Genomic DNA, 22,442 nt, shown 5'->3' with positions numbered 1-22,442 from the left:
TTAGTTTTTTACTATATCCCATATCCGCTCTTTCCCAAGTATTTCCGCACAAGTGAAAAGCGTTGTCATTGTCACGCCATGCAGCCCGTGCAACATCAGATTCTGTCCCGTAAGGAATAAATTCGGAATCGGTGTACGTGGTGAAAGCAGGGTAGTCATCGGATGATTGAAATCCTTTCGCAGACCATAAGCGGAACCTTCCGGCGTAAGCGTATAATCACGATAGGTGAGTGGCGTACTGACATAGCACCCTGTCACCATATTCCAAAGTCCGGGTATGAACTGCTCAGCCAACATGACGCACTCATCGGCCACACGCCTTTTCATAGCCTTATATTCATCACCGCGACGCCCCACCTTCGTATCACTCCATGCCCCGCACTTGCTCCACATCATCGGCGTAAGCAAATCCACCTGCTGCGTATATTCACTGCCGTCTTCCGGTAGCCGGCAACTAACCAGCACTCCACTGACAGCCCCATCACCAAGATAAAACGTCCACACATCAGGCCGCTTATACACATACTGATTCCAATTGAAATACCGGAGCATCCGTGGCTTGATACGAAGCGATACAGTGAACATACCGAACGTATTCTCCAAACGCGCCATGCGGTTGCGATACACTTTCTTCATCCTTTCACTCTGCTTCACCCAACTGCAAGTAACGGCAGGATGAACATTACTGATGAAAACATCACCTTCATAACTCTCCCCGTCAGCACATACCGCACGCACCAGTTTTCCGTCTTTCTCCACCAACTCCCGCACTTCGGCATTGCAGACAATCTCCCCGCCATGCATACGAATATCATCCACGAGCGAACGGACAATCAACGAACCGTCTCCCTTCAACCGCCAACTACTCTCGATAAAACTACCATTCCCATGAGCGAAAGTAAACAGTGGCAGCGACTCCTTCCGCAGTTCCATTTTCAGCGAAGTGCCGGAAAGTACATTTATCAGAAGTGAATCCTGAAAAGTCTCCGTCAGATATGGATACGCCCCCGTCTCAAAAAGTCTGTGAGAATGTAACAATTCCCCCGCTTGCGGATTCAACGCATCAAGCTGCTGCTCGCCAGACTGCTTCAACATCTCTGCATACCTGCCCAACGCACCACGCTCCCGAGGAAACTCTGCCGCCAATGTATCGACAAACTCCTCATACCCTTGTGCAAAAGCAAACGTACGATTCCCTATCGTCACCCGATCGAAATGAGCATCCATCCGCTGCCACGGAAGCCGCAACAATCCCAAATGCCTGAACGCAGAATGTAGCGACTGCCCTTCATCAAGCCCGCCCACATAGTGGAATCCCGTATCGAAAGACAGCCCGTTCCGCCTGTAACTTTGAAGGCAGCCACCGGCCTGTGTTCCCCTTTCAAGCAAAAGAACACTCATACCGGCCTTCGAGAGAATGTGTGCACACTCCAGTCCGCCCAATCCGCTGCCTATGATAATTACATCGTATTTCATTCCTTATTCTTATTAATCATTCTGAAAATGGCAGGCTGCACCACATAAGACAGCACCACTGCCGAAATCATCCCCACAAGCGTAGAGAATCCCACCGACTTGATAGCAGGATGCTCAGCGAACAACATGGAACTCACCGTCACAATCAGAATCACCGCACTAAAGAATATAGCCGTCTTGTGATACCCCAACAACCGTGAATTCTCTTTCCCGCCGATAAGACCGTTCATCACAAATATGCTGTAATCCACACCTATCCCGAAGATAAATGTCGAAATGATGATATTGATAAGATTGAACCGCATGTCGAAAATCACCATCGCGCCCAGCACAATAAGCCAACTCGACAAAATCGGCATGAAACCGAGCAAAGTATGCTTAATATTGAAACGGAAACTAAAGAAAAGCACAACAAGCACAAAGAGCATCGAAACCCATTGCAGCACATTGAAGTCATCATTCAGTTGAATCAACGTGTCAGTGGTATAATAATAAGTATCCAGCACAAGCAACTCAGGCGATGAAACCACCGCGTCACAAATCCGGTTGTAATCACTTTCCTTGCTGTGGACAGAATCATTTTTGCATCTCACGGATGTAAAACACAGATACTCGCCATTGTAAGACTGTTCCATCAAAGTAGACTGATACCCTTCGGGAATAATCCCCGCTTTATAGAGCTCGTCAGGCTCATAATCAGCAGTCGCAAACTCAAAGAAAGGAGCGAACGCGTCGGGACGAAGTCCCGCTTCGGGAGCAGTCTTGTCAATCAGATTCCGTACAAGCTGCAACCGTTCTTCCGTCCAAAAGTTCTTCCATGCATCAATCCGTTGCTGTTGCACCTGCATAGGCACAAATATCCGGTTCGTATGCGTATAACTTTTCACAAGTCCGGCTTTTTGCAAAGAGTCGAGTTTCCCCGCCATCATCTCGAAGTTTTCGATAGCTTCTTCCATTGTCGTCCCCGAACTGGCAAAATACTTCTGCTTATCTCCCGTATGTGTCTTGGAACGAAGCAGATTCTCCGAATACGAAGTACTCTCGGCCTTATACCCCAAATTGTGCATATCGGCATCAAACTGCGTACCCCCGGCAATGTAGAACCCTATGCATACCACTGCAACGGCAAATATCGTGAAAAGCAAAGGTTTCTTACGGTCGAACGGATAAGCATTGATACGGTCGATAATGGCAAACGCACGCTGATTCACCTTATTCTTCTTAGGATTGAGGAACTGCGGCAAGAAAACAAGACTGAAGAACGTAGTTCCTACAATGGCAAAAGCGGCAAACAGGCCGAAATCCTGTAACAGTTCCGTCTGAATGAAGATAAGCCCCATAAAAGACCCGATAGTAGTGAGACATCCCAAACAAACCGGTTTCACCTGATCGCGAAGCACCTGTTCAGGGTCATTGATATACTTGGAATGTGTGATAATGTGCAGCACATAACTAAGTGCCACCCCCAACACCACCGCCCCGATGCCGAGTGCCAACAGTGAGAAATGCCCTTTGATAAAGTACATCGCCGCAAGCCCGAACAACGTGCCGAACACAACAGGAAGCAGCAATAACGGTATCGTATCATAATTGCGGAAACAGATAAAAATAAAGATAAGCACCAGTATCAACGAACCGATAATTGTCTCCTTCAAGTCCGACTTAATCCGCCATGAATTGTAGAACCCACTGGCAGGAGTGCCGTGATAGCTGATTTTTACATCCGGCGCACTTGCGGAAAACTGCTCTATCTGCTCATTCAGTATGCGGAACAAGGTAGAGCCCTGTCCTGTATTGGTAGCCGAATACATCGGCGTGATAAATGCCACGCACACCGTAGAATCCTGCACAAAGAAATGTCCGTCAATCGTCTTGTAACTACCTGCCGCCCCCTCCGTGAAAGGCTTCATCTGCTCCATAAGCAGATTGCGCAATCCCACGGGGTCCATCTCTATAAGTTCAGGAAACATACTCCCCACCGGACTTAGCAAATCTTTGCGGTTCGCCTGCATCTGCCGGCTCATCTGCTGAGTAGTAAGCATCGTGTCAAGACGCGCATAAACACCCGTGTCAATATAAGCCGGCAAGTGGGCACTTAGATAATCAATGATATCCGGCATCAAATCATTCGGCAGTTTATAAAAAACATTTCCGATAATCTGCCGCGTAGAATCCATAGCCGCGTTTTTCGCTTCCAGGGAATCAATGAACGCATCGCATATCTCCGTGATATGTTCCACGGAAGCTCCGTCTTTCCCCTCAAAAAGCAGGAAAGTCTTGTCCTTGATACGCAGATTGGCAAAAGCCAGTTTGGTACTGCCGTCCTCATTCTTCGACGAAGGCATTAGCTTGTTTATATCCTCTTCCAGGTATATTTTCGAAGCGAAATATCCGAAGAAGGCATATAAAGCAATCATCGACAGCCAAAATACAGCCCGGTGATTACGGAAAAAGCGATAAATTCTTATGCAGATTTCTGTCATACAATCATGTCTCCTTTGTACTCCATGTACGTTCTTTCAGTATCGGTAATTGTTGCCGTGACGGTGAATCCCCCGTCGGTAGGAGAGACGCTGACTGCCACATCCACTTCCGGACAAACCGCAGGCGTAGCAACCGCCGTCAAGCGGCATTGCTTGATGGTGCTAATCCACAACCTTTTGCCTGTCAGCATCATGGCACATTCCTTTATCATCCCGATGTTACAAACGCCGGGACATACCGGACGGCCGGGAAAATGCCCGCGATAGACATCGCAACCGGGCAAAAAGGTAATGCGGTAAACAGCACTCATCCCGTCACTGTGCCTGTCAATTATCCTATAATAATTATTCTCAAGTAGCATGGCAGACCTTGTTGTTTAATCATTCTGTTTTAATGAAAATCTTCATTTGCGTGTCAGCTACTATCTCATCTCCGCCGGAAAACCGGACTTCACCGGTAATGATAGTCACCCCGGCCATTTCCGCCCCCATAGTAATAGTGGTACGCAATTCATCACCCACCTGGGGACAACGGTAACAACGGAATTTCTTCACCTCACCGATATATCCCATAGGCGGCTCGGCAGCTCCCGCCAGCATCGCCCTGTATCCCGCAAATGCCGAAGCCGACTGGGCGATATGTTCTATAATCCCCGGTTCGGCAAGCAGGCGATCTTCATCTATGAAATAATTGTCGGCTCTGACGCTCAGACAGGTGACAGCTACATCACCATCCACTTCCATCAGACTGTCGACCATCAAGATAGGATCGCGTTGCGGAACGAGCTTCTTTATATCTTCATTACCCATTCTGTCCGAAATGTGACTCTATATAGTCATAAAGATTATTGAAAGTCTGAATCTGCTGCAAGTCCGTCACAGGTATCTTTATCTTATACGTATGCTGGATAATCGCCACAAGATCCACAAGACTCAGGCTATCCAAAGAAAGCGTTTCTTTCACATTCGCGTCCGGTGTAAAAAGTGTTGAATCAACTTCAAATTCTTCAGCCAGTATGGCATTTACCTGCTCGATAATGTTTTCACGTGTCATAATCATCTAGTTTTTAAATGTATATATTATAAGTTTTTTACGATAAGAGTTGAATTTGTTCCGCCGAACCCGAAGGAATTGGAAAGGAACATATCGAAATGCGTCTCCCGTGTCTCCGGCACTATATGGATGCAGGCTGTTTCTTCATCGGGATTCTCGAAATTGATATTTCCCGCTATGAAACCGTTCTTCATCATCAACATCGAATAAATCAGCTCACTGGCACCCGCCATCCACATCTCATGCCCCGTCTGACTCTTGGTAGATGTCACAGGAACCTTGTAATTTCCGAATATACGGGCGATGGCCGATGCTTCCCTGCTGTCGCCGATGCGTGTTGAAGTCGCATGCGCATTGATATACCCTATCTGATGCGGATGAATCCCCCCGTTCTCCAGGCATAATTCCAATGAACGTGCCGGCCCTTCTACATTCGGAGTCGAAATATGATCCCCATTCCCCGAAAATCCCCAACTGACGATTTCGGCAAGTATCGGCGCACCGCGTTTCACGGCATGTTCATAACTCTCGACTATCACCGTAGCCGCACCGCCACCCGGCACCAAACCATCCCGGTCACGGTCGAAAGGACGGCTCGCCTTTGCCGGCTCATCCTCACGAATAGAAAACGACTGGATACCATCGAACGAAGCCACACTGTACAGGTTCGCTTCCTGTGCCCCTCCGCATATGACGCAATTCTGCAACCCGTTGCGTATAAGCGTATGTGCCAACCCTATGGACTGTGAACCCGAAGCGCAGGCAGCCGAAGCCGTCAGGTTAATTCCCCGCAGTCTGAACAGACACGCAAGATTCATCGTCACAGTAGAATTCATCGACTGAAAAATAGCGCCGCTGCCGCAAGCCGACGTATCCTTGAACTCACGAAACTTATCAAGCGCCTGCATGGTAGCCTCTGCCACCGAATCATTACCATAGATAATGCCCACCTCGTGACTGTCGATATAATCCTGATCTAGCCTTGCGTTTTCGAGCGCCGAACGTGTCGCCATATAAGCATATTGAGCTTCTTCAGGCATGAAATGTCGTAAGTTGCGTGGAATGAACGGTTTGAGATCAGGAGTTTCTATATTGGCACATAACGCTGAACGAAAACCGGCATGCTTTCGTTCCTGGCTGAAGATAATACCACTCTTTCCGCTATATAGCGAATCGCGTACCTCTTCGAGTGTTTTTCCGAGACACGACCATATTCCCATGCCTGTTATCACTACTCTTCTTTTCATACTTCTTTATCGTTTTATAGTTTCTTTTTATAGCATCGTCTTCTCTTAGTCAATGTGGGATTCAGCGGTTTCCATTGGGTAAGTTCCTTGATATTGTCTTCCAGTTGCGGCCCTGTTTCCGCCCATTTGAAATGCCGTTTATTATAGACAGGTATAAGATCATCAAAAAACAAAGCATTCACCCCCAACCCCTGATAATCGGGACGCACGGCAATCAAAAGCAATTCCGCCTTCTCCTCGCTTTTCCACTTCAGCGCACGTGCCAGATGATACCATCCGAAAGGGAAAATCTTCCCTTTTGCCTTTTGCAAGGCACGAGACAGGCTTCCCATGGTAATAGCCACTCCGACTACTTCGCCTTTGTCATTCTCTATGATAGGCAACATCTGTTTATCTATCAGCGGAAAATACCGGTCTACATACATATCCACCTGCTTATCGGATAATTCCGTATAGCCGAACAGGGGAGCATACGCCGTATTCAGCAGATCGAACACCTTCTTTCCGTATCCACGCTTCGACACATCCTCATTCGTCAGCTTTTTCATATGCAGTCCGAACATTTCTTTCGACAATTTGGCTACCCGCGCATACTTGGACGGTACTTCTTCGGGCACTTCAATGCAGATCTGCACCCAGTCCACTTCCTTCTCATAGCCCAGCATCGCCATATGTTCAGGATAATACGGATAATTATAGATTGTAATCATCGACCCCATCTTATCGAAATCCTCGATAAGCATGCCTTCCTTATCAAAATCGAAGATACCCATCGGCCCTTGTATATACTCCATGCCATGCTCCTTGCCCCACTGCTCCACAGCTTTGAGCAATGCCGCCGACACCTGCGTGTCATCAATAAAATCTATGAAGCCAAACCGTACATTCTTTTTCTGCCACTTCTCATTGGCACGATGATTGATGATGCCCGCTATGCGGCCGACCACTTTTCCCTCCTCATTATATGCAATGAAAGGCTGTATGTCGGAAAATTCCAATCCTGCATTCTTACGTGAATCAAATGTATCACGAATGTCCATTTCCAAGTCAGGAACGTAATATTGACAGCCTGCATACAGCCAACCTGCGAACTTCACGAAATCGTCCATTTCACGTTTCGTTCCAACCTTTTTTACACTGATAGCTTTCATAATGGGGGTAAAAATATGAAAGGTTTTTTATACTCGCAAAATTTGTAAGGAAACTTGCTCCATATCAACCAGTTTTGCGGACTAAAAGGATATTTTCGGGAGAAAATACGGCGAACAATTCCGTTTTTTCAGAGATTCTGATGAAAAAGAGAACACTTCTTTCTTGGTTGTTTGTATGAGGACTGATTTAATTATTCTTTCGTAATGTGTTGTTCTATTGTGTGTTATCCGTCTAGTAATACCTGTTTTTTTATAAACGTAAATAAGAACGTGCGCGCGAAGAGGAGATGTTTCAGATAGAAGAACACAAGAACAAATTTTCTATGCAATCTTTTGATGGTATCTTGCTTTTTCTTTTGCTCTTATGCTCTTTTTTCTGAAAATAAATGGATAATGTCTTATTATTTTATGGAATTATTTGCTTTTCGTCTCTTTTTTCTTCTTTTTATTTTCTCGATTTTCTTACTGATCTTTTTCACCTTCAGGCACAGCTTTTTCAGCCAACATTGGTGGCAGTCGTCCTGCTCCAAAGCTAGCTCTATTGCCAAATCCCGCATTTGGTCGTTTTGCTCCAGCCACATTCTTCGTAATGCATCCCGTTCGGATTGCGCTTCTTTATATAATAGGAGTTCTTTGTCACGTGCACCCAGGAGGTAAGCATAAGTTATACACGTTTCGGATCTGCCTATGCAAAACCGTTCTAATATTCTGACATATACCGAGTTATCCCCTTGCTCCCTGACTTTCAATATACCTTGAAGGCTTTCATCGTAAACTAAATTTCTGCCATCTTTGAAGTATGCAGTGACTGCTTTCATATCCACCCAAAGCTGAATATAACTTTCATCAATATTGTACTTCTTGGCCGCTTCTTTTGTGCTAATCCATTCTGCCATAGCGTTTGTTTTTTTATGTGTGATACAATGAAAAGAGGGGAAACCTCTTTTTTATATTAGTACAACAAGCATCTATGCTTTCTATAATCCGGCGGGTGGAGTGTTTAGGGATGTTGCGGATTATGAGAACAAACCGACCGGACACAAGAAAGGCGTAGATGCTGTTGCACCATTATCTTGATTCGAGGCTAGCAATACCCTTGCAAAAGATAATGATAACAACAGACACCCACGCCAATCGTTTATATATAACACATCTCTTACGAATATGTTGATATACATCCGTTCACGTGGAGTATCTGTTGTATCATCTCTCCTTGCTTGGAACTTGCTATTTTCGAATCAGAGAGACAATACATTCTTTACTCCATAAAGGAAATAAAAAAACACTTTCCACCAGTTTCATCACGCCGATGGGCTGAAAGTGCATGACAAAGATATGTGATTTTTTTGAAATATATTGGAAATACGGGAATAAATACTGGAAGTTTTGTGCAAAGTGTATAGCCCGGATGGTGATGAACTGTTTTTTTTATCGTTCATTATCGTACTGTTTTGAATTAAACGTATCGGTATAAATAGTTCTTGCATATCCCTATTTATTATATGGATTACAATTAGCTCCAGTTTATACATAAATCTATTCGTCTGACAGCTGTCAGACGCAAATTCAACAGCTGTCAGACGAAAGTTTAACAGCTGTCAGACGAAAAGACAACAACTGTCAGACGAATAAAATTATTCATAGCAAGTACTAGTTCTTTATTCACCGAAAACTAATACTTGCTATGCACAGATCTAATCGTCTGACTATAGTTTCTTTTTCGTCTGACTATAGTTAGACGGAAGTTCAACTATAGTCAGACGAAAGAAGCACTATAGTCAGACGATTAAATTTATGTGTAACTGGAAATTAATTGCAACCCATATAATAAATAGGAATATGCAGGAACTATTTATGCCGATACGTTTAATTCATTTCTATACGATAATGAATAATTCAACTAAATTGCAAAAGAACCGCTAAAATCAGAACGATACAGGATAGGGGAGTGTAGAGATATGATGAGAGTAAAGTGCAGATAAAGTATATTTGGATTAATAGTACTTCTCAATTCCTCCAAATCCTGTTATTCTTTTATTTTCTTTCGTCTTATTGATAAAGTTATTTAATCGCTTTTCAAATTCTTCCGGTCGTTTCCTCGCAGCTTCAATATATGCTATCCGGATACGTTTGTATGTGTCGGAAAAACGTTGATAATTCCCCCATATAATCTTATCTTCTTTCAGCCTGTCCATTATATCATTGGGAAAAACAAAAGGAACAGACAAGACATTACGTATTTTATCTTCAAATTTAGGGTGTATCATCTTATTTTCCAATAACCATTTCAGCCTTTCTTTATTGGCTTGTGAATAGGTACTCTTAGGATTTCTAGGCGTGAAATGCTGAATCTTATGTTCTTTGTCAAGCGCCTTTATTGTACTGTCAATCCATTCGAAACAGAGGGCTTCTTCAACAGCATCGTTGTATGTAATGCTTTTTTCGCCCGAAGATTTGCAGGGAAATACAAACCAAATTTCATTGGCAGTCTCAAAGTTGGCAGCCAGCCACTCTCGCCACTCTTTTCTGTTTTCAAAATATTTTATTTCTATTGACATGACAGGTTATTTATAATTTTCCAAGAATATTCTTTGGGGTATCGTGTTTACTATCTCCGAGGGTATGACGAAGAAAAAAGAGACTGAACTCAACTTTGAGACAGTCTCCTTTCTACCTTATTCCTTATCGTATCTCTCCGGTTACATGAGCTTTAGCGACATTACGTTCATGTTTTAAACGTTCTTTTTCCGCTTTGTACTCATTCTTGAGCGCCTTGATCTTGTCTTTCTTGACATCTTTAGGCAAGTTGCTATCTTCAATAGCTTCTTTTTCCTGCTCAAACTTTCTTTCCAGTTGTTCCAGGCGGGCATCGTATTTTTCACCAACGATATTCTTCATCCCATCGTTGTAATCCATACTTCCATAGCGGTGCTCCCATCTGCCAATTTGGCCTTCATTGAGAATTTCTCTGATGGCTGCTTTGTGCTCAAGGGCTAGCTCCCTCTTTCTCCTTCCTTTCTCATAACCTGGTAAGTTGCTCTTTCCGATAGCTCTGAATTTAGGTCCGATTTCTCGATTTAACTTTTTGATTTTTGCAATTTGGTCGGCTGACAGGTTCAACACCTTATCCGATTCGATTCTCTTGTAGACATCGAAATTCGCATCCTGAGCATATGTAAACGATACAAATGCAGATGCTACGAAAACAAAAATTGCTTTTCTCATAATGTAATTTATAATAATAAATATTCGGGCTAAAGATAGGCCAAATAAAACTCTACCCCATACTTAATCTATGAAAAGATATTAAATGTATCCTTCCGGTATATCGAAGACGATTAAATGGAGATATAATGTATGATGTATTCCCAAACACCTTCTTCAAGCAGTATTCCGACAATGATAGCTATCCCGAAACTAAAAAGCGTACCGGTTAATACATATTCCGTTTTCTTAAACTGAATATTCGCATATCTGAGTACGGATTTGGCTGTAAGAATAAAGCCGATTGCCGTATATTGTCCAAGTAGGACTAGCAATAAAGTAACAGTCCGCTCAATATAACCTATTTCTCTTCCTGCCCTGTCAAGTCCTACTCCGCTTTCCATTGTGATGGAAGATTCTTCTTTAGGAGATGTCAGCCTCAATCCCCTCAGGTAATTCTTAATGTAAATACTTGTCGGTTTAAGGCAGAATATGATACAGCATACAATAAGCATAATCCTTAAGGATAGAGTATTGAAATAAACGGGCGTGGAACCTCCATTGGCACAATACAACCTTACAAAGATATAAATGGACAACATGTGTAAGAGTTGGTCTGAAAAGAAAAATTCTGAAAACTTGCATCTTTCTTTATTCTCGTTTTCTGTACTGTTATTTTGTTTCATACGGTATGCCAGCAACAGATGCTCTGAATATTCCAGCAGTGAATCAATCACATAATGGGATGTAGCAATCAATGCTGCATATAATATAAAGTCATAAGCCGGAGTCAATACCGCTGATGTGAAAAATACGATTAATGTATGGACATAAATATGCCATGAACGTATGATATTATTACGTTTACCTTTCCAAATGGATTTAGGCAGAAGGTAAAAATCTGCTATGTAATGAGCGATAATTTGTGCAACTAATATTTTTTCCATTTTAAGTAATTTGATATGATTGATAATTAAACATATGATTAACTGTCTTACCGGACACTTACGCAGGTTCTTTTTTAATCTTTATCCACAAATTCTTTTCTTGTTTTCTTTCATTCATTCTGTAAAGTTTAAAATGTGAGTAATTTGTACTTCTTTTCATCATGCAAATTTCGGCATTTTTCTATGCCCGGCATTTGCCGATTTCGGTACTGGATTTGCCTTTTTTTCGTATATTTGTTAAATCAATGCGAAATAACTTCAATATGGTTAAGAATAAAACTAATATACAGGCAGGCAATACTCCTCTGTTTCAAAACAAGCAAATAGAGGAGGATTTTCGTGTCGAATTATCTGACAGAAAACTTCCTTTTGTAAGTGGTATTCTTAGAGTGCAGGAAGCCATTGTCTGCATATGTCTGAATGGTGAAATAAGAATGGCAGTGGATAGGAAAGAACTGTATATTTGCAGGAATACCTTTCTTGTGTTATTTCCCGGACAGATTGTGGGTGTAAAAGCAATGAGTGAAAATCTTGAAGTGATGTATTTTACGGTTTCCGCAGCGGCTCTGACTGAAGTTTTGTTTCGGTTTCCTCCTGAGTTTACTACTTTCTTCAAAGAACAGGTGATATGCCACGATTCGTATGAAAATATAAAAGTTGAAATGCGAAGATTTGAAATGCTGAAGTCTGCTTTTGATGATAGGTGCAATGTCTGTCGCAGAGATATAATTCTGAATTTGGTACGCGTATACTATTTGGAATTGTATAATAGCATTTATAAATTATTGAATAATGGCTTGACTGGTAAAACACGAAAAATGGAGCTTTTTGAACAGTTTGCCCGGTTTGTGATGGAAGATTATAGAATAAACAGGGAGGTCTTGTTTTATGCAAACAAACTGAATATAAGTGTAAAGTATCTCTCTATGGTTGTTCTGGAAATGGATGGAAGGAACGCTAAAAAGTGGATTGATGATTATGTGATTTCTGAAATAAAGATACGCTTGCAGTCCACCAATGAATCCCTTCAGGATATTGCTTTCGACCTGAATTTTTCAGACCAGTCTTTCCTTAGCAAATACTTTAAAAGAAAAACTGGCGTCAGCCCGACTAAATACAGGAAGAGTGTTCTTTGATATTGCTAAGGGATATTCTCTAAATATTGATTGAGTGATATACTATGTTATTTTGTTTTGATATTTGAATAAATAATGATTATTGCTTGTGGCAAGAAAAGCCAAAAACCGGAGACTGGCTCAATGATGCAGCCAATTATGGTAAACAGCAGGAGAGCATAACCTAAAAATGCAGGTGCCGGTTTCTGTTCTTTTCTGATATAATATTGGAGTGTTTCTCCCCAAAGAATAAGCATTATTCCACAGATTAAGAACCAGAAAGCAAATCCCAGACTGAAATTTTCCCCAACAGAGTTTATCAATCCATTTCCGAGCATTTCAGAAAAGGCATCTTTCCCAATAAATAATGCATAAATCGTATGAATGATTCCTGTTGCTGTTAAAAATGTTCCACTATATTTCCAAAGTTTCATATGCTTGTTTTTAGTATTTGATTAATATCTTGTTTATTTCAAGTCAATTTCATATACCCGGGAGTGCTCACCCCACGGATGATAACATTCTCCTATATAAGTAAAGCCAAAGCGTTCATAATATGAAGTATGGTGCGTACTTAGATATAATTTTGAATACCCTATTGCCAACGTTTCTTTCTTTACCTGTTCTATTAAAAGGTTCGCATAATTATTTCCTCTATATTTTTCTTCTATGAACAAAGCTGCCAGCCAGGGATATAAGTCCATACGAGAATTAAAATCATTGGTTATAAGACCTGCACACCCGACGATTTCATCATCTTTCATTAAAAGATACCATTGGGGAATAGGACTTTCTGTTGTGATGGAATGTCTGAAACAGTCGTCATAAACCATCTTTGAGTCATTGTCCGCCCATTTGCTTTGAAAATAGGCAATAGCTCTTTCTAAATATTGGGGTGATTTTCGAAGTGAAATGATATTCATATAATCTTTATTGGTTTTGTGTATCGTTAGTTAGTTAGTTAGTTAGTTAGTTAGTGCAGTCTGAAACTATCTGAAAAGGCTTTGCACTTCATTCTAAATTATATTTGTAATTTGTTGCAATATAGCGATATTTAGGGTGAGGGATGGAACTTGCCGTGAAGATTTAAGTGTTATTTAGAAAATAGGGAAGAGGTGGAAGGTAACAAGGCATATTTAAAGAAATCTCTGAAATTATTATAATGTACAGATGTCATGGAATCAATCCCGACACCTGTACATTTTGAGATACTTACTTAATATCCCGGATTTTGATACTCACTGCCATTAGTGATCGTGGCAGTGAAAGTTGTTGAAATGGGACGTAGCGCATAATTCGGATGAAAGAATTGGGCTAGATCCGGATGAGTATTTTCCAGATACTCGGAATCTTTGAACATTCCTGTTCGTTTCAAGTCGTAGAAGCGGCAATATTCGCCACAAAGCTCACGACCTCTTTCGTCCAAGATATCCCGCACCGTAATACTTCCTGTAAGCGGATTTGCTCCGGCACGTTCACGAACCTTATTGATATAGCCGGCTGCATTCGCACCGCCATTCAGGTAAATATCAGCTTCTGCCGCAATCAAATAAACTTCCGCCATACGCATGATAAATGTTGCATTCAGATTACCGTTTCTCTGTTTGGAAGCATTGGCTACATAATAATTACTGCTGTTATGCTTATTCAGTGACGGATAGTAGTAGCGGAACTGATTCTCATTCGTTCCGTCATTCTTGTAATTGCCTGTGACGTTTGTATAAGCATAATTCATGTTCACGTTATTATTGTCGTCACTATATACATGGTGATAATCAATGAGCAAATAATCGGCATTGTGCTCTTTTTGCTTCTCTACGAAATAATCCATATCTTGCGGCATGATGAACTTAATGGCTAAATCGCCTTTGTTCAGAGCTTTACCAATGACGGCTTCTTCCTTGTCATACATATGTACGGCGCTTTCATCCCAAGTGTAATTCTTGTTTGCGTTCCACTCTGTAGTGAACGATTCGTGGAATCTGGGGTCTAATGTCCCGTCTTTCTGTACATACAAATTCAATAGATGCTGTGTAGGCATAAAGATGCCGGTGATTGAGCCTTCCCAGGTAAGCCGTGTTTCCTGATTGTCTTCACGCGCACCGAATTTATTGATATTACATAAGAAATACTCGTCGTTGCGATTTAACTTATAGTTTCCGTTGCTTGACCCGTGACCGTCTGCTCCTGCATACCAGCGATGCTTCCAAAGGGCTTCTTTGTTTTCCCGGTTATTGCTTTCTTTGAACACTTCGCTGTACGATGGATACATATACGTATTGTACTTCCCGCCACCGGTTTCGCAATCGGTAATTAATTTCCCGGCTGCATCCAGAGCTTCCTGCAAGTATTCGGTGCTTCCATATTCGTACGTCTGTAAGCAGGCTTTAGCCAGAAAACCGAGAGCGGCTTTCTTTGTCGGGGTGGTAGTCGTTGCGTGAGTACCTGTCGGCAGCCATTCGGATGCGAATCTTAAATCGGGTAGAATAACTTCCTGATAGATAGTCATCGGATCGGTACGGGTGGGGGAGTAAGTCATCGTTTCCGTCACTATGGGTTCTGTGAGCATCGTCACTGCTCCGAATTGCTCCACTGCGTTGAAATAATAGACTGCTCTAAGAAAATGGGCTTCCGCAATCTTTGCATTCCGTTCAGCTTCCGTGGTGTAGGGCGGTTTGTCTCCTAATGCGATAGCTTCGTTACAGGCTCCTACGCCGTCGTACGTCCCGTTCCACCAATTATTGGTGTAAGTCGTATTGGGCGATGTTCCTGCGAAAAACCAAAACCACTGTGTGTAACTTGTCGATTCGTTGGCTTTGTATGTCCAAAGATCGGTGTCGCCTTCAGTCAGTGACATCCAGTCCGCGGAACCATAATAAAATCTTTCCATTGCAAAATAACACTGGTTAATCAGGGTTTCATATCCGTCGATGGAAGTAGCCAAAGCTTCTTTGGTAAATGCGCCCGGATTGTACTCCTCCAAAGTGCAGGAGTGTAGAGACAATGCCGAGAGTAGCACACTGCAAAATATGAATTTTATAGATATACTTTTCATGATTATAATCTTTAGTTAGAATGTCAAATTAACGCCAAAAACAAATTGCCGGTAGGTGGGAAATGCGTCCGAACCGTTGGTTTCGGGATCGGTGTCTTTCAACTGTTTGTCTTTTACAAAGATGAACGGATTGTAAGCTGTGGCATAGATGCGGCATTTCTCCATCAAAACCTTACGTGAGATATTTGCGGGCAGTGTATATCCTAGGGTGATATTCTTAATCTTGATAAAGGAACCGTCGCGCACTCTTAATGAAGGATAGACGGTCTTCTGCTCGTCTGCCGTTCCGGGACGGGGGAAATAGGCTCCCTGATTGTTCTCTGTCCAATAGTCTACGCCTGCCAGTTGATTTTTGGTTACGCTTTGTTCGGCGGTATAATAGCCGAGCAGGTCACTGTTGATTGTTTGTCCGTAACGTGCCATGGCAAAGACGGACAAGTCAAAATTCTTGTAGGTGAAGGAATTGTTGAATCCGATAATCCAGTCCGGATTGGAATGTCCCAGGATTTGCCGGTCTTCCGTGCTGTATTTGTGTACGCCTCCATCACCCTTCTGGTCTAAGGTTTCTATCTTGATAAATCCGGGTTTTACGCCGTAGGCGTCTAATGTCTCCTGCGAAGTATCGGTTCCCCAAATACCGGCATATTTATATCCGTAAATGGCTTTAATCGGTTCGCCGACAAACAGGTTTTCAGCGATCAGGTCACCGTCAGGCAGGTCATCTATTTGCTCCTTATTCCAGGTGACGGATAAAGTGGTGTTCCAGGTGAAATCCTTGTGCCGTATGTTGTGTGAAGTTATTGTTGCTTCCACACCCCGGTTACTGGTTTGGGCGATGTTCTGCCAAATAGCTAAAGGCGATCCCCATCCGGTCAAGCCGCTGGTGATAGGCAGAGTACGTTTGAATAATAATCCTTTGGTTGTCGTCTTGAACCATTCTACCGAACCGTCGATGCGACCGTTCAGAATACCAAAATCCAACCCTACATTCCAGTTGTATGACTTCTCCCATCCGAGATCGGAACTACCGTAAGTACCTGAGTATTGCGTGAAAGGAACGATCTTCCCGTTAATGGAAATTCCCGAAGCTGTATATACGTAAGCTTGTGTTGTGGTGCTATATGCGGTTGTTCCTCCCGAGTTGCCCGTGATGCCGTAGCTCACTCTCAACTTCAGGTTGTCCAGCCAACTGCGTGTCTTTTTCATAAATGCTTCGTCGGATATTCTCCACGCCAGTGCGCCTGCGGGGAAGGCATCCCATTTATGCCCGGTGGAAAATTGCGAAACACCGTCCCAACGGGTAGAGAAATTAAACAGGTATTTACCTTTGTATGAATAGTTCAGGCGGAAAGCGAAGGACATTTTCTGTGTCTGTGCGAAGTCGGATTCCACATGTTGGGAAGTGCCCGATGTCAGTCGCCAGAAAGACCATTGATCTACCATCTGACCACTGGCGGCAGCCATGCTGCTTTCCGACTGGTTCTTATTCCAGGAAGTAACCAGCGAACCTCCCAGATTATGGACTTTTGCGATGGTTGTGTTGTAGGCAAGGGTATTTTCCCATGTGTAATTCCAGGCATTGTTGTTAGTGATGGAAGCATGTGGCGAACCTGCATAAGACGGACGGTTGGCATTACACTTTTCTCCCCAGTATTGCCCGTGGCGCGAGTGGTTTAAAGTACCATTGACACGGCTGGTAAAAGTCAGGTCTTTGACAGGAGTCAGCTCAACATAGCCACTCATATTCAGATAGGTGGAACGTGTGTTGTCTACATACTGATTCTCTATGAAATCACTCATCGGAGAATATTGTCCCGTGATGTATTCATGATTGATCTTTCCTTCTTCGGTATAAACATCACCCAGCGGAATGACAGAGAGAGATTTGGTGAACGTGTTTTTCACTCCGGTGTTCAAGTCCCGGTAGACTAAATTGGAGGTAAAGCCCACCTTTGCCCATGAAAATATCTGCTGATCCAGATTGAGACGTAACGAATATCTGTTCAGGTTCTCGTTGTTGAGTAAACCTTCTTCCCGATTGTAGGAAGTCGAAGCAAATAATTTAGTCTTTTCAGTGCCGCTACTGACCGAAAGACTGTATTTCTGTGTGGTAGCCGTATTGCCCGACACTTCATCTACCCAGTCTATCCATTTGTCGTCGTTGTAGGCATCTATAAAATCCTGTTTACCCAGTAGGGCGGACATATCGGTGGGATAGTCACCGTTTTTATATTTATAGGCTTCCCGTTGGTAGGTCACCCATTCATCCCGAGTCATTCCGTGCCTGTAATTGGGTGAACCGCTGAATCCGTAATAAGCATCGAAGTTTACGGTGGCTTTTCCCTCTTTTCCTCTTTTGGTAGTGATGATTACAACGCCGTTTGCTCCCGCAGAACCATAAATGGCGGTGGAAGAAGCATCTTTCAATACATCTACACTCTCGATGTCCGACGGGCTGACCTGACTATAACTACCGGGAGTCCCATCAATAATAAACAGCGGTTCGTTGCTGCCATAGATGGATCGTGAACCGCGTAGCAGGATAGTGACATCACCGCCTACCTGTCCTGAAGTTTTGGTGATATCCATTCCGGGTATCTTCCCTTGAAGGGCTTCCATCACATTATTGGTAGGAGTTGCCAGTACTTCCGCACTCTTGATAGAGGTTACCGCACCCGTCAAATCCCGCTTTTTGACCGAGCCGTATCCTACCACCACCACTTCATCAATCAGTCTGGCGTCTTCTGCCATTATGATTTCCAGCTTGCTTCTGTTGCGTACGTTGACTTCCTGTTCCGTGTATCCCATATAAGACACCTTTAATATAGCATTGGACGACACGCGTAGTGTGAACTGCCCGTCTACATTCGTAATCGTCCCATTACTAGTGCCTTTTTCAACGATATTCGCTCCGATAATAGTCTCTCCCTGAGAGTTTTTCACTATACCCGAGATTGTTCTGCTCTGTTGGCAATAAGCCCGTGTTGTTCCAAGTATTGATAATGAACCTATTAATAGGAATAATAGGTAAAAATTCATTCTATAAACAGTCTTTAGGGGATTATTCCACCCTATGTTTGTTTTATCAGAAAATGATTTCATGCTTTTTGTTTAATTGTATGTTTATTAATTTGTTTTTGAATAGCTAAATTTCCGGACAATTCAAAGCTACGTCTCGATTGTAATGACTTTACTTACCCCATAGGCTATTAGATTTTATTGGTTAAATAATGATTGTTCAGAATATCAATATTGAACATCATTCTGCAAATATTTTGAATGTGGCGCCACGATTCCTGTCAGCAAAAAAACTGACAGGGCAAAATTATGCATATAGAACTGGGGATTGAAAAAAATAAAGTTGACTTTGAATTGATTTGGGTTGATTTTTACTATCTTTGTCTCAATGTATTCACTTAAAAAATAATGATATGGATATCGAAGTAAAAGATAAAGCGAACCGGAGACATGTAGGACATAATCTGCAAAAGATCCGTGTTTACTTTGGTATGAAACAAGAAGCTTTAGCGGCTGATCTTGGTGTAAACCAACAGGTCATCTCAAAGATTGAGAAACAAGAGGAGATAGAGGAAGGGCTTTTAAATCAAATTGGTTCTGTGTTGGGAATATCTGCTGAAGTTATTAAAAACTTTGATGTGGAGAAGGCTATCTACAATATTAATAATATCAGAGATAACACTTTTGAGCAAGGTTCTACATCAATTGCACAACAATTTAATCCAGTGGATAAAATTGTGGAGTTGTATGAGCGTTTGCTCCAAAGTGAAAGAGAAAAAGTAGAGTTATTGAAAAATAAGTGATTATAAATTAGCCGATTGAGGTAAGTTAAAAATAAATTTATTATTATGGAAACTGAATCTTATACAAACAATTCGCATTTAGGACGGAAAATAGAACGGATACGGCGTCTTCGTGGTATGACGCAGACTGATTTGGGCAAACTTTTGGGAGTGAGTAAACAAGCTATCTCCAAAATGGAACAATCGGAAAAAATAGATGATGATAAACTAAAACAAGTAGCTGAAGCGTTAGGGGTTACAGAAGATGGTTTGAAGAAGTTCACGGAAGAAACTGTTTTGTATAGTACAAACAACTTTTATGAAAATTGCCATGTGAGTGCATCTAATATAGGTCCTATAACTCATGTGGAAAATCTCAATCACTTTTCAATGGAGCAGGCTGTGAAATTGTTTGAGGAATTGTTGAAAATAGAAAGAGAGAAATATAATAAGGAAAACGAGGAAAGTAGGTGAAAAGGGGGGCTTTTCTATATTTAGTTATTTAGAAATATACACAATTTAATAAAAATACCACATAAAAGAAAAAGCCTCTGTTTTTCAGAGGCTTTTTGGATGATTCGCCTGGGATTCTCCTTGAAGAGTTACCACGCTGATATTTAAAACTTTATATTTTTAGCTTCAAGCATATCCCATGATTTAACCCACTAATTTGCTACGTGCCTTTGCGGTAGTTTGCTCATGGAGAATACTAAGAGCAAAGATAAACTTTTTTTTCAGATTTACAAAATATAGAATTATAGTTATAAGATCCATTTTCGGTACAATTGCTTCTTTTCCTAAATCTTCTGTAAGTTGTTGCTTGTATTCTATCGGTTAGTTTCGAAATTCATAATTATACAAATTTTCCTTCTTAATAAGATAATTTTTAAAGAAACGATTTTAGGCTATGATCAGATTCAGATTTTGAGTTGTAACTCCCATCAAAGTGAAACTCTCCTAAATGCTCACCTTTTGAGTTATGAAATTCAAACATTCCATGTCGAAAGTCTAAAGAAATATATTGTTTTTTACCATTATTTCCAATAACACTATAGATATGCCTCAAGGATTTAGACAGAGCTTGTTCTCTCTTTGATAATTCTCCTTCATAGATATAATAATTTGCTTCGCAAATCATTTTTCCAATTTTCATCGTATAAGCAATTAGATCTCGCCCTTTGTATTTCATAACTTCTTCATGAAATGTTATAGCTACATCCTTTTTATGTTTCTCCAATTTGTCCTCTTTATTATACTTTTTGATTTCGTTAAGAAGGATTGTGTTAGAATATTCCTTGTTTGGTAAGAATGAATCTTTATTTTTCCAAAATATTTCTTTTTGATTTTTGGATAGCCAACTAATTTTCCATATATACCATGAAGAAATACATTTAACAAATGGCTCTTCGCTATTTTGATATTCTAGTCCAGAATAACCTTTATGATGAGGCATTTTATCAAACATGTCTCTATTTTCAATTAGTTTTGCAAAAGACGGATATTCAAAGCATAGGTGGAAAAATAGGTTATGAGAAGTGCTTGATATCCCTTTTAAATTAGGCTCTTTTATTATTTCTTCCCATTCTTTGTAAATAAAATCATTATAAAAATTGCCATAAGAATATTCATGGGTTACAAGAGATGTAAGTGCATAAAAAATATCATGGTCGTTTTTGCATTTTTGTGTCATATCACAAAAATTACGAACTTTAGCATCTCTCTCTGTTTCTTTGCAATCTGCGAGCTCAAAACTTTCATTAATTAATAATAAATTTCCCATTTTATCTTTGAGATAATTTTAATATTTCAAATAAATCCTGTCTCGTTTGATCGAAAAAATCAACAGGAAAATCACTGAGGTCTCCATTCTTTAGGATTTTTATTAAATGATAATCTACAGAAAAATCTTCTTTAAACCCTTTGAAAAAATAAATATTCACAACCTCATGATTTAATTGTATGTTTTCAGATAAGCAAGCTCTTCTAATGCCGTTAATAATATGTTCACTATGTGTTTCTATTATAATTTTTACTCCAGCAGTAGACAATTGTCCCAGAAAGAAGCCCAAATTTGATTGAGCTTTTGGATGGAGGTGTGCTTCTGGATTCTCAACTATAAAAACTCTACCTTCTTCTGCAATTAATCCATTTATAATAATAGGGAGAAGGTAGCTTATTCCAAAACCAATATTTGTAGCAGTTGCAGTGTGCCCTGTTTTACTATTTCTAAGCCTTATTTGACTACTTAATTGACTTGTTGGCTCTACTTTGACTGTTGCAGTACCAGAACAAATGTAACTAAGCCATTCATCTACTTGTATCTGGAAATTATCTTTTTGAGTTTGGTTATATATTTTTTCTTTTTGCACTTTATAAAAACCTTTTCTTAAGTATGCTTGTGCTGTTAATTCACCTTTGTATCCACAGTGGATAAAATTAGAATAATGTGTATCTGAATTATAACGAGGTCCTATTCTTTCTGCATTTAAATAGTAAAATTCTTTATATGAAAGAAAATGGCTTAAATCTTCCGCTAATAATTCATGCTGAATAACAACAGAATCCGATGTATTATTTTCCTCAGGTAGGGGTATTTTAAAAAAATGCGAATCTAATGTAATTTCAATATTATTCGTTGCTTTTTCATTATATATTTCATCTGTAATCCCCAAAGCTAACTCAAAATTTTCATTCAAAAAGACACGAGAGTTATTCCAATGTTCTAAATTGTAATGTTCTTCTTGGATGAATGAATTATTCTCAACAGCTTGTCTTATTAGAAGTAAAGCCTGAATAACACTACTTTTTCCAGCACCATTATTCCCACAAAGAATGGTAATATCATTCAGCTCAAATATATCTTCATTAAAACATTTAAATCCATTTATTTTAAATCGTGAAATCATGGCT

At 41.0% G+C, this 22,442-nt stretch carries 20 protein-coding genes; 3 read left to right on the top strand and 17 right to left on the bottom strand.

Translation table 11 applies throughout. The features are described 5' to 3' along the window. The 11 genes from HC965_RS23660 to HC965_RS23610 all read right to left on the bottom strand — a co-directional run bounded on the left by HC965_RS23660 (position 1) and on the right by HC965_RS23610 (position 11,562). The gene (locus HC965_RS23660) at positions 1-1,476 is read right to left on the bottom strand and encodes an NAD(P)/FAD-dependent oxidoreductase (protein WP_191033789.1); all 1,476 of its coding nucleotides are present in this window, start codon (positions 1,474-1,476) and stop codon (positions 1-3) included. Beyond that, positions 1,473-3,959, bottom strand: a complete 2,487-nt coding sequence (locus HC965_RS23655; RefSeq protein ID WP_191033788.1) for an MMPL family transporter — start codon at positions 3,957-3,959, stop codon at positions 1,473-1,475. Before HC965_RS23655 ends, HC965_RS23660 begins: the two co-directional genes overlap by 4 nt. After that, positions 3,956-4,321, bottom strand: coding sequence for a beta-hydroxyacyl-ACP dehydratase (locus HC965_RS23650; RefSeq protein ID WP_191033787.1), 366 nt, complete (start codon positions 4,319-4,321; stop codon positions 3,956-3,958). Before HC965_RS23650 ends, HC965_RS23655 begins: the two co-directional genes overlap by 4 nt. Before the next feature lie 19 nt (positions 4,322-4,340). Further along, positions 4,341-4,769, bottom strand: coding sequence for a beta-hydroxyacyl-ACP dehydratase (locus tag HC965_RS23645; protein ID WP_191033786.1), 429 nt, complete (start codon positions 4,767-4,769; stop codon positions 4,341-4,343). Further along, a complete protein-coding gene (locus HC965_RS23640) occupies positions 4,762-5,013 on the bottom strand; it encodes an acyl carrier protein (protein WP_191033785.1) in 252 nt (83 codons plus the stop codon). The genes HC965_RS23645 and HC965_RS23640 overlap by 8 nt, the downstream gene beginning before the upstream one ends. Before the next feature lie 26 nt (positions 5,014-5,039). After that, a complete protein-coding gene (locus HC965_RS23635; protein ID WP_191033784.1) occupies positions 5,040-6,260 on the bottom strand; it encodes a beta-ketoacyl synthase in 1,221 nt (406 codons plus the stop codon). 14 nt (positions 6,261-6,274) lie between these two features. Further along, complete coding sequence (locus tag HC965_RS23630) at positions 6,275-7,411, bottom strand: N-acetyltransferase (protein WP_191033783.1); 1,137 nt, start codon at positions 7,409-7,411, stop codon at positions 6,275-6,277. Between the two features lie 401 nt (positions 7,412-7,812). Beyond that, positions 7,813-8,307, bottom strand: coding sequence for a hypothetical protein (locus HC965_RS23625; RefSeq protein ID WP_191033782.1), 495 nt, complete (start codon positions 8,305-8,307; stop codon positions 7,813-7,815). A 1,098-nt stretch (positions 8,308-9,405) separates the two neighbouring features. Continuing rightward, on the bottom strand, positions 9,406-9,969 hold the full coding sequence (locus tag HC965_RS23620; protein ID WP_191033781.1) for a YdeI family protein: 564 nt from the start codon (positions 9,967-9,969) through the stop codon (positions 9,406-9,408). 124 nt (positions 9,970-10,093) lie between these two features. Then, positions 10,094-10,636 (bottom strand): hypothetical protein, encoded by a 543-nt coding sequence (locus HC965_RS23615; protein ID WP_191033780.1) that lies wholly within the window; start codon positions 10,634-10,636, stop codon positions 10,094-10,096. 113 nt (positions 10,637-10,749) lie between these two features. Continuing rightward, entirely contained in the window at positions 10,750-11,562 is an 813-nt protein-coding gene (locus tag HC965_RS23610) for a DUF3307 domain-containing protein (RefSeq protein ID WP_191033779.1), read from the bottom strand. A gap of 263 nt (positions 11,563-11,825) precedes the next feature. Here HC965_RS23610 and HC965_RS23605 point away from each other — a divergent pair, with 263 nt between their 5' ends. After that, positions 11,826-12,698, top strand: coding sequence for an AraC family transcriptional regulator (locus tag HC965_RS23605; RefSeq protein ID WP_191033778.1), 873 nt, complete (start codon positions 11,826-11,828; stop codon positions 12,696-12,698). A gap of 47 nt (positions 12,699-12,745) precedes the next feature. Here the strand turns inward: HC965_RS23605 and HC965_RS23600 are convergent, their stop codons facing one another. The 4 genes from HC965_RS23600 to HC965_RS23585 form a co-directional block, all read right to left on the bottom strand. After that, a complete protein-coding gene (locus HC965_RS23600; protein WP_191033777.1) occupies positions 12,746-13,111 on the bottom strand; it encodes a DUF6463 family protein in 366 nt (121 codons plus the stop codon). Between the two features lie 33 nt (positions 13,112-13,144). Then, positions 13,145-13,600, bottom strand: coding sequence for a GNAT family N-acetyltransferase (locus HC965_RS23595; RefSeq protein ID WP_191033776.1), 456 nt, complete (start codon positions 13,598-13,600; stop codon positions 13,145-13,147). A gap of 293 nt (positions 13,601-13,893) precedes the next feature. Then, on the bottom strand, positions 13,894-15,732 hold the full coding sequence (locus tag HC965_RS23590; RefSeq protein ID WP_191033775.1) for a RagB/SusD family nutrient uptake outer membrane protein: 1,839 nt from the start codon (positions 15,730-15,732) through the stop codon (positions 13,894-13,896). Positions 15,733-15,747: 15 nt separating this feature from the next. Beyond that, on the bottom strand, positions 15,748-18,834 hold the full coding sequence (locus HC965_RS23585; RefSeq protein ID WP_191033774.1) for a TonB-dependent receptor: 3,087 nt from the start codon (positions 18,832-18,834) through the stop codon (positions 15,748-15,750). A 329-nt stretch (positions 18,835-19,163) separates the two neighbouring features. On the opposite strand from HC965_RS23585, the gene HC965_RS23580 reads away from it, so the two are divergent. Together HC965_RS23580 and HC965_RS23575 are read left to right on the top strand one after the other, a co-directional pair. After that, on the top strand, positions 19,164-19,553 hold the full coding sequence (locus tag HC965_RS23580) for a helix-turn-helix transcriptional regulator (protein WP_191033773.1): 390 nt from the start codon (positions 19,164-19,166) through the stop codon (positions 19,551-19,553). A gap of 45 nt (positions 19,554-19,598) precedes the next feature. Then, positions 19,599-20,006: a helix-turn-helix domain-containing protein gene (locus HC965_RS23575; protein ID WP_191033772.1), complete on the top strand. Its 408-nt coding sequence runs from the start codon at positions 19,599-19,601 to the stop codon at positions 20,004-20,006. Between the two features lie 412 nt (positions 20,007-20,418). Here HC965_RS23575 and HC965_RS23570 read toward each other — a convergent pair whose 3' ends face one another. Both HC965_RS23570 and HC965_RS23565 read right to left on the bottom strand, forming a co-directional pair. Next, entirely contained in the window at positions 20,419-21,312 is an 894-nt protein-coding gene (locus HC965_RS23570; RefSeq protein ID WP_191033771.1) for a hypothetical protein, read from the bottom strand. 1 nt (position 21,313) lies between these two features. Beyond that, the gene (locus HC965_RS23565; protein WP_191033770.1) at positions 21,314-22,438 is read right to left on the bottom strand and encodes an AAA family ATPase; all 1,125 of its coding nucleotides are present in this window, start codon (positions 22,436-22,438) and stop codon (positions 21,314-21,316) included. Positions 22,439-22,442: the final 4 nt, after the last annotated feature.

Origin of the sequence: Bacteroides sp. GM023, assembly GCF_014750685.1 — a bacterium.
Taxonomy (GTDB): domain Bacteria; phylum Bacteroidota; class Bacteroidia; order Bacteroidales; family Bacteroidaceae; genus Bacteroides.
Note: the sequence above shows the minus strand (reverse complement) of the source record. Positions and strands in the feature narration are given on the sequence as shown.